The organism is Spirochaetota bacterium (assembly GCA_030154445.1).
In the GTDB taxonomy this organism is placed as follows: domain Bacteria; phylum Spirochaetota; class Brevinematia; order Brevinematales; family Brevinemataceae; genus Brevinema_A.
In genome coordinates this window covers 43,068-55,701 of record JAGUQW010000013.1, presented here as the reverse complement: position 1 = coordinate 55,701, position 12,634 = coordinate 43,068, and the positions used below count along the sequence as shown (strand labels likewise).

The window sequence follows — 12,634 nt, the reverse complement described above, 5'->3', positions numbered from 1 at the left end:
ATAAAAATAAAATATCTCTATATACCTTTTCGTACTTTATTCATTTTTTTAAAGAATAAAGGGTCTCATTTTTGAAAAAAAAAAGTATTTAAGTTACAATATACTTATATTACTACAAATAATTATATTTTTTTTGATCAAGGAGATCCGTTTTGAATGAAAAACAACAGGTTACATTTTTTTCTAAAAATATTATTACTTGTCCAGCATGCCGAACTGAATTTCAAAAAGAAGAATTGCAGACAGGTAGGGGTCGTCTCAATGCAGGTGATCTAACAACAGAGCTAAGACGCATGTACATACCTACACAAAAATATGGTGTAGTAAATCCTATTCTATATACTATCATTGTATGTCCATCATGTCTTTATGCAGGAATGTTGAGTGATTTTAAAAAAGTTTTACCGAATATGATAGCGGATATTCAAGCTGAACAAGATAATAGAGATAAATTATTAACAGATATTTTTGGAGAAAAAATTGATTTTACTGTATTTAGAGATACTATTGAAGGATTGGCTGCGTATATTTTGGCATTTGCAAGTACTATTCACCTTCCAAAAGAATCATCACCTACAGCAAGGCGTGGATTGTATGCTTTAAGAGCAGCTTGGTTAGCCGATGATCTTTATATAAAAAGTCAATTAGAACATTTTAAAGAATTAAGAGATTCTTTATATTATCAATCTTATATTAATTATTCAGAATGTCTCGACAAACAATTTAAACATTTAGAATCTTTTGATGGATTTGTATGGATGGGACCAGATGTTGATACCAACTTCGGATATGATGGTCTTTTATATATTATTGCCTACCTATCTTTAAAACATATTCATCTATTACCACCTGAAAAACAGATTATTAAAATAGGTAATGTCAAACATGTATTATCCAAAATATTTGGTGTAGGAAAATCTACTAAAAACAAACCACAAGTAATTGTTCTCAATTCTAAAAATTTATATGCACAAGCTAGTAATCAATTATTACTACTTGCTAACAAAGGATTTGACACTAGTATTGCTGATGAAATCGAAAATCAGGAAGATGAAGAATAATGAAAATTACAAAATATATATTGTTATTAATAATAATACAGATCACTAGTATTTCTTTTTCTCAAACTACTGAGTCTGTAAATGTACAACTGGAACAAGTTCAACAACATATTACTGATAAAAACTATGCCCTAGGAATTTCTATATTAACTGTATTAATCCAAGAAAATCCTAATGATAATAATATTTATCGAGCATACGCTGAATTGTTATTGTCTTTTAGACACTATGATGACGCTACTACTAATATTCAAAAAGCAATTTTACTTTCTAAAGACAATCCTAGTAATTATGTAATTGAAGGGAATATTTATAGAGCGCAAAAAAAATATACTAATGCTCAAACATCTTATGCTCATGCTATCAAATTATCACCAAATATGGGAGAAGCATACTCTGAATTTTCTTTGCTAAATCTTCAATATCGTTTTATACAAGATGCAGAGCGTTTGGCAAAATTAGCATACCATTACAGTCCGAATTCTTGGCAAAATATTATCTTAAGAGCAAAAATTGCTCAACAAAATAATAATTCGACATTAGCTCAAAAAATATTTTTAGAAGGTGTTAGGCGATTTCCTTATAATGAAAATTTGTTAGATGCTTTTGCTGAATTTTATATCTCTAACAAAGAATATAACAAAGCTAGCGTTATCCTGAAAGAAGTAAATATACGCTTTGGAGATTCTATTCTTAGAAACAACCTTCTCGGGGATTTATTATTTTCACAAAGTAACTATACAGAAGCCTTAAAATATTATGAATTAATTGATCAAATATATGCTGAATTACCTATAGATAATATAGCCATATTAAAATGGAAATTATACAATTTATACCAAATTACTAATAACACTAATAAATCTAATGAATCTCTACAAAAAGCTTTTGAATTAGACCCAACGAATCAACTGTACATTTCAGCATTTTATAATTATTTATTATCCACAGATAACACAGCGTTAAAAACTATGTTTTCTAAATATCTTGAAAAATTAGCCACTCAAGAGCGTGGAAAAGGTCTCGGACATTATTATCTTTCTCTTTTAAAAAAAATATTTGAATTAGACCCCTCTAATACAAAAGTTCGTAATAGCCTTATTGACTATGCAAAAATAAAAAATGATCAACATCTAATAAATCAACTCCTAAAAGAAAATATTAAACAAGATACAAATAATACATTAATAACTAAAATTATTACTTTAAGAAATCATCTGACTAAAACCAAAAAACTAGATACTAATCAAAGACGCTCTTATCAATATACAAATAAAATATTTATTACAGATAGCTCTTGTAAAATTGGATCTTCTATCCAAAAAGAATTAAAAGACTTAGAATTTTTTTATCCTAATATCATTTTTAGTGTTGAATTAGAAAAAGACTTCAAACGAGAAAGCAAAACGATTTTTCAGAATAACACTAATTACAATCTAGTTATAGATATGGTTATTAATCAAGATAATTCTGTATTAAATATCGAAGTATTTGATAAAAAAGGATTGTTAATTAATTATTTCAAACATGCTTTTAGCACACAAATATTAAGTGAAAATCTTATTAATTTAGTTTTGAATATTTCTCAAATGTTACCACCTATTGGTTATATTAATACACGATTAGCAAATTCTACTTTTAATATTAGTTTAGGTTCAACTCACTTATTAACTACTAATTCAATAGTTACAATACTTGATAAAAATTTTGTTCCTTTGACTACAGCAACGATAACTAGTATTACACCTTACTCAGCAACTGTCAAACAAAATATGACTCCAAGATCAATCATTGATATAGAGTCTGCTTTTGTAATACCTATAGAATTTATACCATCCCTAGATACCAATACTATTCAATCTACAAATATTATTAAAAATATTAATCAGATTAGTCAAATCCGTCATGCAACTACGGTGGATTTTTCAACAACTGATAATAATTAAGAGGTTTTAATGTCTTATTCAGACAAAAAATTTATCGTTATAGGTGCAGGAGAATTACAAATTCCTCTCATTAAAGCTGCAAAGAATCTTGGATTAACAGTTATCGCTACAGATAAAAATGCTCAAGCACCTGGATTTGAATTATCTGATGATTTTATTATTGCTGATACTATGAACGCTCAAGAAAGCTTAAACAATATCCAAAAATATGTCGCACTAAAAGGCGAAATTCATGGTGTTGCAACATCTGGAACAGATGCTTCCTATACAGTAGCAACTATTGCTCATTATTTTAATTTACCGGGGCATCATCCCAATGCGGCTTTGAATGCTAGTGATAAATCTTTGATGCGTAATGCTTTTAAAAAAGCTGGAGTTTCTATTCCTTTATACAAAGTAGTCACTAATTTGGAAGAGGCCTTATCTTTTTTTGAAGAATTAAATCACCTATGTATTGTTAAGCCAACAAGAAATATGGGAGCAAGAGGCGTATCTCTTGTCAGATCTGTAGAAGAACTGACAAAAGCAATTGAGCTTGCTCAAGAAAACAATAGAGAATTTCCAGAAATTCTTATAGAAGAATATATTGATGCCCATGAATTAAGTATTGATGCTCTCATTAATAACGGTATTATTACCATTACTGGGATTGCAGATAGAATTATAGAATATCCCCCTTATTTTGTAGAAACAGGGCATATATTACCATCAAGCTTGAATAATGAGTGGTTGGAAAGAGCTATCTTCAGCTTTAGAGATGGTATCAAAGCTCTAGGACTTAGTCATGGAGCAGCCAAGGCTGATATCAAAATATCCAAAGAAAAAACTTGGGTAATAGAAATTGCAGCTCGTTTGTCTGGTGGATTTATGTCTTCTCATACTTTTCCTCTTGCTACAGGAATTCCTCTCCATGAATATATGATCAAAACAGCATTGGGTGAAAATATTCCCAAACTTACTCCGAATAGAAATTTTACTAGTATAGAAAGAGCAATTATATTACCTCCTGGCAAAGTTACTAGTATCTCTATTCCTGATAATATTTTAGAGCAAGAATATATTTCTCATTTCTCTATCAAGGCTCAAGTTGGCGATATTATAGTTAGTCCTAAAAACAATTTAGACAAACATGGTAATATAATTGCTACAGCACCTACAAGAGAGCTTGCATTAAGAGCCATCAACAAAAGTCTAGCAACTCTTCGTATAGCAGTAGAAGACACACGAGATTACGCGACAATTATCCAAAATAGTGAAAAATCCGCAAAAAAAATATTAAAAACTGTATGTAATGTTTGTAGAGCGTGCGATGGTATATGGTGTCGTGGACAAATACCTGGAGTTGGTGGTCTTGGAACAGGGGAAGCTTTTATTCAAGCTTATAGCCGATTTCAACAAATCAAACTTATTCCTAACTATATTAATGAAATTAAAACAGTTGATACTTCTATCACCATGTTTGATCGACAATTTTCTATGCCTATTTTTATTGCTCCTATAAGTGGTGGGATTGATAATTATAACAATACTATTACAGAGTTAAACTTACAAAGAACACTTATAAAAGGTGCTAAACATGCTGGAACAATGGCTTTCACACCAGATTCTGCTTATCCTGAATTATTTCCAAAAATAGCTCAAGCTATTTTAGAAAATTTCGGACATTCTGTTGTTATTTGTAAACCTAGAAAAGATTTAGATCATATAAAATTACGCTATCAATTAGCAGTAGAATCTGGTATATTAGGCATTGGATCTGATATTGATGGAATAGGATTAAAAACATTTGCTAATACAGGTCAAGAAACAACTCCTAAAACAGTACCAGAATTAAAAGAATTATCCCAAACTTATAAATTACCATTTGTTATCAAAGGTGTTTTATCTGTTTCCGATTCCCTCAAAGCCATAGAAGCTGGAGCTACACATATTGTTGTTTCATCTCATGGGGGGCGTATTAGTGATTCTTCTCCCCTACCTATAGATATGCTCCCTCATATAAAAAAAGTAATTGGAAACAAAGCCGTGATACTAGTAGATGGTGCTATCAGATCTGGAGCAGATATAGCTAAAGCTCTCATATTGGGAGCAGATGCAGTACTTATTGGCAGACCTGCATCTATACATGCTATTGGTGGTGGTTATGAAGCTGTTACTGTTTATCTAAATACTATCAAAGATCAACTTCAGACTCAAATGCTTTTATTAGGAGTATCTTCTATCAAAGAACTAAAAGAAAGAAAAGATCTTATATTTGATCCACAAAATATACAACAATTACTTTAATAATATATTCACAAAAAAAGAGACTCTTAGAAGTCTCTTTTTTAATATTTTTTATTTTGTATATATTATATTTCTATTAGTCTAAAGATCTACAGATATTTGTTCAACAAAACCAAGTTTAGATTGTAAAATATCATCGTATGAAATACCTTTATGAAGGGCTGTAACAACGATATAGCCTTCATTTAAATGATATACATCTGTCCCAACACCAGTACTTACACTCTTGTCAACAGTATTAATCTTTACATAATCTTTGTTATCTTTAGAAGAATGATCTAATTGTGTTATATAACTATGTAATCCTAATGTAGTGACTTTGATTCCTTTAGCTGGTATTACATCTGGAAAATTAATATTAATAAGAGATTCTTTGTATTGAAGTAATTCTCTTGGTAATTTATCAACAATTCTCTTGGTAATATTTGCTGTATAAGAAAAAATTTTTTTAATATCATCCGTAATAATATGTCCTTCTGTATCATAGATATGGAGAGAAATTGCTATAGCCATTACTCCATGAAAAGTAGCTTCACGAGCTGCTGCAACTGTTCCTGAATAAAAAATATCTTGAGCTGCATTAACACCATAATTAATACCTGATAAAACAAGATCAAATTTTTCTTCAAATAATCCATGTAAAGATGCTCTAGCACAATCTGCTGGAGTACCATCAAGAGCAAATCCTTTAATATTTCCAGTAAGTTTTTTCAATTCTAAGTGGTCATAATAATTAATAGCATGACTAAACGCACTTTTATGAGTAAGAGGAGCACACATGTAAGAATCATAATGATTAGTAAATTCTTTGTATAATGTTTGAATTCCTATTGCATCATATCCATCATCATTAATAAATAAAATTTTCATAGTAGCTCCTATTTTGTCTTAAAAGTGACCGTTAATTCTTGAAGTTTTGCACCTTCTGTTTTTGAAATGGTAATAACAATATCATCTATTGTTATTACTTCTCCTAATTGAGGCACATAAGTGAATTGTTCTATAACAAATCCACCTAAACTATCACAATCTTCACAAATAAGTTCTCGATTGAATTTTTTATTAAATTCATCCAAAGAACATCGTGCATTAATAAGATAATCATTTCCTTGAATTTTGACAAAATTGTGCAAAGATACTTCAGAAGTATTATTATCAAAAAAACTATTTAGAATTTCTGTACTAGTAACAACACCTCGAACAGCACCATGTTCATCGACAACAATAGCAAAACTAGTATTTTTTTGTCTAAATTCTTGTAATAATTCTAACAAGCTTTTGTTCTCTGATATAAATATAGGATAATGTAAGAGAGAATGCAAATCAAATGGCTCTGATTTGTTAATTAGTAGATCATGAATATAAAGAATTCCCAAAATATTATCTATTCCATCTTTATAAACGGGATAACAATATTGAGGGGATTTGGAAATTATCTCTATAATTTCCTCATAACTATCTTCTATACTGATTAACTGAGTCATTGAAATCGGCGTTAAAACATCTTCTGCTTCAAATATCGATAATAGTGCAACAAATTCTTCTTTGTTACACCTACTACTATCACTTTCCATGATTATATTTCCTTATTAGTTATTCTTCATAGGCATGGTAATATATTCATAGTCATTCTCTCCTGCAGGCTTTAGCAAAATAGGGCTACCTGCAGAATTAATTGATATAAGAACTTTTTTACCTTGAATATTTCGTAAAAATTCTGTCAATGCTTTGTGGTTCACGGCAATTGAGACTACATTTTGACCTTCAGTCATCTCACTTATTTCAATAGAAGCAGTAACATCACCCTGAACAATAACACCAGTAATTACTAATTGATTACCTTCAACATCTAATTTCACACGCCCAGATTCATTATCAGACATAACAGCAACTTGCTGTAAACAGGCGATTAAAGCACTTGCATCTACTGTTAGTGTTGATGTACTTTGTGCTGGAATAACATCTCTATAATTTGGAAATTTTCCCTCAACAAGATTTGTAAACACATAAGTACTATTAACTTTGAAATAAGCCTGACCATTATGTACTGCAAATAATACTTCACCTTGACCCAAAGAATCACTGATAGTTTTTAGAATTCGTTGTGGTACAATAATATCGGTTGGTACTACTCCTTCTTTTTCTTCTATCGATTTGGAAATAACAGCTAATCTTTTGCCATCTGTAGTAACAAAAGACAAAATGCCATCAGAACTTTCTGTAATGAATGTTCCCGTAAAAGCAATCTGAGATTGATCTGTAGATACGGCAAATTCTGTAGATGAAATCAGTTCCCTCAATGTTCCTTGATTAAGTTTAATATAACTATCCCAGTTAAATTCGTTAAAAGTAGGGTAAGTATCTGCTGATACTCCATTCAAACGAAAGATAGGTGTTTTTTTACCTTCAGGATAAATCACTACTTCTAATTCACCTTGTTTTTGTTCTATACAAATAACATCACTAGGAATATTTCGTATAATTTCTAATAGTTTTTTAGATAATAAGCTTATTTTTCCAGCTTCTTCTACCCTAGCTGTAGCTTCTACTTTGACCCCATGATCACCATTATAACTTTGAATAATAACTTGCCCATCATTATGTACTTCAAGATAAATATTTAATAAAATACTTAGTGGAGTTCTAGGGTATATAATTGAATCTGATATTGTCAAAGCTTTTAAAAATTCATCTTTGTTTACACTAAATTTCATTGTATGTCTCCAATATATATAATATGATAAACAAATAATACATTTTTTTTCAATAAAATGCAATAGTTTTATTGAAAAAAATTGCATTTTATTGTTTTTTATGATAATATATCTTATAAATATGAAATTGGGGAATTTTATATTTAGAGTCTAATAATGTTTTTAATTACTTTGTTACTATTCCCTATAAATATTAATCCCCACTCTTTATTTATTATTGAAATACCAAGATATAGTATTATCTATACCATATCTCCAAATAATTCTATAGATTGCTTACCTGCACAATCAGAAATTTATTTCGATCACCAAGAAAAAACATATCATACTAATCTTTATCAAGTAAAGAGTAATTATTCTATTATACATAAAACAAACAAAACCACTATCAATTCATTTATGCTTAATCAAATTATCTACACTAATACAAATAATAAATATTTTTTTGAAAAAAAAGCTAAAAACATATGGAAAAGATCAGGTAGAAATTATCGATATCAAACATTAAAAAGAACACATCTCTCTAATAATTTCTTTCATATTATTACAAATAACAAACAAGTTATAACCAATACTTCTATTATTTTTACAAGCAATAAAAATAAAACTGTTCAATCAGGATTATGGTATGATTATTTTACAGATAGTTATATTACGAATCCTAAACTTTTACAAATAGATCATATTGTTCCCTTTGCAGAGGCTTTTCGATCTCATACAAATCACTGGACAACAAACGATATTAAAGATTTTTTTGATACTAATATAGACTCAGGATTATTGGCTGTTCGTTCTCAAGAAAATAATAAAAAAAGTGATAATCCCCCTAACAAATATCTACCACCTAATACCAAATTTACAAATATTTATATAAATATGTATATCAATACTAAAAAACATTATAATCTTCCAATTCATACATATGAAACAAATATTCTCTAACAACAAACTCCTTAAATTAAATATTATATTATATATATTGGCAAATCAATAAAGTGCTTATATAATATTTCACTATTATTAAAATAGAAAGGAGTTGGAGATGCAAATCACACATATCAAAAGTAGATTTCTACTAGGAGATAATCAAAATAGATTAGAGCTTGCACTCATGCAGTTGCATATTAGCAATCAGGAAGTTTTATACAAGTAATTAATAATATAGGAGCATACTCTTTATTAGGACTACTACTAACTTTATTTATTCCTTTAATAGTTTATACTATTATTTCTAAACCTATGTCGTAATAAATCATATATATCAATATATAAAAAAAACACCTCTTAATAATAAGAGGTGTTTTTTTTTACTTAAGTTTATTTTCAAAGATAAGCTTAGAATGATTTTACATCATTCCTGGCATTCCCATACCACCGCCCATTCCACCGCCACCCATAGGAGCGTCAGCTTGAGCAGATGGAAGGTCTGTAATCATAACTTCTGTAGTGAGGAGCATTCCTGCAATAGAAATTGCATTTTGAAGAGCAGTACGAGTAACTTTAGCAGGGTCTACAATACCAGATTTGAGCATATCTACCCATTCATCAGTAAGTGCATTATACCCTTCTCCAGCTTTTGCATCACGAGCTTTCATAACGATAACAGACCCATCAACACCTGAATTTTCTGCAATTCTTTTCATAGGAGCTTCAAGAGATTTGATTACGATGTTAATACCAACTTGTTCTTCTGCATTATCTCCTTTTAGAGAATCTAATGATTTTTGAACTTGAAGTAATGCAACACCACCTCCAGGAACTATACCTTCGTCTACAGCAGCTTTTGTTGCAGAAAGTGCGTCTTGTACACGATCTTTTTTCTCTTTTAGTTCAACTTCTGTTGCTGCCCCTACTTTAATATTAGCTACACCACCAGCAAGTTTTGCTTTTCTTTCGTTTAATTTTTCTATATCATAGTCAGAAGTACTGTCAGCAATAGTAACATCTATTTGTGCTACACGACCTTTGATTGCATCTTTTGCACCAGCACCATCGATAATAATAGTATTTTCTTTTCCAACGATAACTTTTTTAGCTCTACCTAACATGTCAGGAGTAGCATGTTCAAGAGACATACCTTTTTCTTCGCTGATTACTTGTCCACCAGTTAGGATAGCAATATCTTCTAACATAGCTTTTCTTCTATCACCGAAAGCAGGAGCTTTAACTGCTACTGCATTTAAAGTACCACGAAGTTTGTTTACGATAAGAGTTGCTAATGCTTCTCCATCAATATCTTCAGCAATAATTACTAAAGGTTTTCCTTGTTTTAGAACAGTTTCTAATAATCCCATAATATCTTTAAGAGAAGATATTTTTTTATCACAAAGAAGAATATATGGATCTTCTAATTCAGCAATCATGCGTTCTGCATTAGTAGACATATAGGGAGAAAGATATCCACGATCAAATTGCATCCCTTCAACTACTTCAACAAATGTTTCCATAGCTTTGGAATCTTCAACAGTGATCACTCCATCTTTTCCGACTTTTTCCATTGCTTCAGCGATTAATGCTCCGATTTCAGGATCATTATTCCCAGAAATTGTAGCAACACTTTTAATTTCTTCAGAAGTTTTTACTTCTTTAGCAATCTTTTTAATTTCTTTCACAAGTACTTGTAAAGCTTTGTCCATACCTCTTTTTATTAAGGTAGGATTTGAACCAGCTGTGACATTTTTGAAGCCTTCTTTAATAATAGCATGAGCCAAAACAGTAGCAGTAGTAGTACCATCACCAGCAACATCATTAGTTTTTGTTGCAACTTCTCGTACAAGTTGAGCACCCATATTTTCAAAAGCATCTTCTAATTCAATTTCTTTAGCAACAGTAACACCATCTTTAGTGATATGAGGAGCACCATATTTTTTATCAATAACAACATTTCGTCCTCTTGGACCTAAAGTTGTACCTACAGCTCTTGCTAATTTTTCTACTCCAGAAAGCATTTTTTGATGTGCTTCACCAGAAAAAAGTAAATCTTTTGCCATTATAAACTCCTTAATTATTTATTTTATAATTTGATATAAATATATAGTAGCAAAAATAATGCCAACTAAATTAATTGCTGAGTAAAAAATTAATGATTCGAATAAGTAATCGACCTATAAGATAGAAGATTAATAGATTTGGACCCCAAACATAAGAAAAATCAATTATTTTATAAAAAAACTTTTTTATTTTGGAAGAACATTTACCAAACATTCTTGATTGAGAAAACATGTTTGTAAGTACATATAGAAGAATTAAAAAAATCCCAACAACAAGAGAGAAATTAAAAATAGTCCACACACTAGTACCTATCATATAAATTATATTTTTCATCATTTCACTCACTTTAATAACTGATGTATTGGTAAATTTTTAACCCATTCTTTGGGTTTTTCTAAAAATAGGTATATACTATCATTTTCTCTGACAAATTCTACCCCAACCCCATCTTTGAAAATATAAAAAGGTTCTTCTATCCAATAATAAGGCAAACTTTTTTCTGTATTTATATTATACATATATATACTATAAATTGCTCCATTTTGATGTTTATAAATAATATTAGAATCATCTAAAATAGACATATAAGTCCATTGAGGATTTTTACCAGACAAAGATCTGATTCGCTTCCCTTTATAAGTAGCACAGCTTTGTTCTTTATAAGTATAATATTCCAAATCTCCATTAGGGCTACGCTCTATTGATTTGAACTCTGTTTTTACTAATTCATCATTTTGGAATAAATAAATAGTATTTTTAATTTGAAATAAATATTGATTTACTAATTTAACCATCAAAGGAGCTGCACTCATTTTATTATTAAAACGATACAAAATCATTTCTTTACCTAATAAACTGTCTTTCGTTTTGTACATAAGTATTTTTTCTGAAGTATAAATTAATAAAGTGGAATCAATCCAATTGTAACTCAAAACACTATCTACTGATAATATTAATTCTTTAGTGGCAACACGATAGATATGTAATATTTTATTATTATCTATAGAATAATACATAGCTATCAATTGATTATCCTGAGAAAATTCTAAAGAACTCATCGATACGCTATCACCATAAAAATAGGTTAAAGGAGAAAAAATGCGCTGCTTCGTATTGTACAAAGCTACATTTAAAATACTAATATTATTAGAAAATACATCCCCTGTAAGAGCCAACAAAGATCTATCCTCTGTTGCTGATATATCTGAAAAATTAGGAAGTGCCGCCTTTAGTTGAATCTTAGGCTGATATTTATCCCGAAGATCTATATTATAAAAATTATTTTTATAAGCAAACCAAACTTCGTTTTCGCTAACAATAGGTAATTCATTGAATAAAACACTCTTATCTACAAAATTTTTTGCATTAAAAGAGATAATTCCTACATTTTTTTGATCAACCCATACCTCTCGACCTAGATACAAAAATTGAATTCTCATTCCTTTTTGACTCATAGGATAAAATGATATACCAAGGTCTATATTATCTATATTTTTATTATCTGCAAAATTAGAATAAATAGGTGTATTATGATTGATAATTACAAATTGATCTGTTTTATTAAAAACAGCATAAATATTATTAAAGTTCCATAAAAAAACAAATAAAAAAATAAATCTTGTTATTTGTTTCATCA

General features: G+C 29.5%; 10 protein-coding genes. 4 read left to right on the top strand and 6 right to left on the bottom strand.

The window, feature by feature from the left end; translation table 11 throughout:
* The first annotated feature begins 152 nt into the window (after nucleotides 1–152).
* From KFW21_06510 to KFW21_06500, 3 genes are read left to right on the top strand one after another with little or no spacing between them, the layout of a single operon-like run.
* The gene (locus tag KFW21_06510) at nucleotides 153–1,061 is read left to right on the top strand and encodes a DUF2225 domain-containing protein (GenBank protein ID MDK2819082.1); all 909 of its coding nucleotides are present in this window, start codon (nucleotides 153–155) and stop codon (nucleotides 1,059–1,061) included.
* On the top strand, nucleotides 1,061–3,007 hold the full coding sequence (locus KFW21_06505) for a hypothetical protein (protein ID MDK2819081.1): 1,947 nt from the start codon (nucleotides 1,061–1,063) through the stop codon (nucleotides 3,005–3,007). Before KFW21_06510 ends, KFW21_06505 begins: the two co-directional genes overlap by 1 nt.
* 9 nt (nucleotides 3,008–3,016) lie before the next feature.
* Nucleotides 3,017–5,293 carry an alpha-hydroxy-acid oxidizing protein gene (locus KFW21_06500; protein ID MDK2819080.1) on the top strand — a complete coding sequence of 759 codons (2,277 nt, stop codon included), beginning with the start codon at nucleotides 3,017–3,019 and terminating at the stop codon, nucleotides 5,291–5,293.
* Between the two features lie 81 nt (nucleotides 5,294–5,374).
* On the opposite strand, the gene surE is transcribed toward KFW21_06500, so the two are convergent.
* The 3 genes from surE to dnaN are packed head-to-tail and all read right to left on the bottom strand — an operon-like array spanning nucleotide 5,375 to nucleotide 8,007.
* On the bottom strand, nucleotides 5,375–6,163 hold the full coding sequence (gene surE / locus KFW21_06495) for a 5'/3'-nucleotidase SurE (protein ID MDK2819079.1): 789 nt from the start codon (nucleotides 6,161–6,163) through the stop codon (nucleotides 5,375–5,377).
* Between the two features lie 8 nt (nucleotides 6,164–6,171).
* Nucleotides 6,172–6,867 carry a CBS domain-containing protein gene (locus tag KFW21_06490; GenBank protein MDK2819078.1) on the bottom strand — a complete coding sequence of 232 codons (696 nt, stop codon included), beginning with the start codon at nucleotides 6,865–6,867 and terminating at the stop codon, nucleotides 6,172–6,174.
* A 15-nt stretch (nucleotides 6,868–6,882) separates the two neighbouring features.
* Complete coding sequence (dnaN, locus tag KFW21_06485) at nucleotides 6,883–8,007, bottom strand: DNA polymerase III subunit beta (GenBank protein ID MDK2819077.1); 1,125 nt, start codon at nucleotides 8,005–8,007, stop codon at nucleotides 6,883–6,885.
* A gap of 156 nt (nucleotides 8,008–8,163) precedes the next feature.
* On the opposite strand from dnaN, the gene KFW21_06480 reads away from it, so the two are divergent.
* Entirely contained in the window at nucleotides 8,164–8,949 is a 786-nt protein-coding gene (locus tag KFW21_06480; GenBank protein MDK2819076.1) for a hypothetical protein, read from the top strand.
* 404 nt (nucleotides 8,950–9,353) lie between these two features.
* Here the strand turns inward: KFW21_06480 and groL are convergent, their stop codons facing one another.
* The 3 genes from groL to KFW21_06465 all read right to left on the bottom strand — a co-directional run bounded on the left by groL (nucleotide 9,354) and on the right by KFW21_06465 (nucleotide 12,632).
* The gene (gene groL, locus KFW21_06475) at nucleotides 9,354–10,997 is read right to left on the bottom strand and encodes a chaperonin GroEL (GenBank protein ID MDK2819075.1); all 1,644 of its coding nucleotides are present in this window, start codon (nucleotides 10,995–10,997) and stop codon (nucleotides 9,354–9,356) included.
* A gap of 70 nt (nucleotides 10,998–11,067) precedes the next feature.
* Nucleotides 11,068–11,331, bottom strand: a complete 264-nt coding sequence (locus tag KFW21_06470; GenBank protein MDK2819074.1) for a hypothetical protein — start codon at nucleotides 11,329–11,331, stop codon at nucleotides 11,068–11,070.
* An 8-nt stretch (nucleotides 11,332–11,339) separates the two neighbouring features.
* Nucleotides 11,340–12,632 carry a hypothetical protein gene (locus KFW21_06465; GenBank protein MDK2819073.1) on the bottom strand — a complete coding sequence of 431 codons (1,293 nt, stop codon included), beginning with the start codon at nucleotides 12,630–12,632 and terminating at the stop codon, nucleotides 11,340–11,342.
* Between the last annotated feature and the right edge of the window lie 2 nt (nucleotides 12,633–12,634).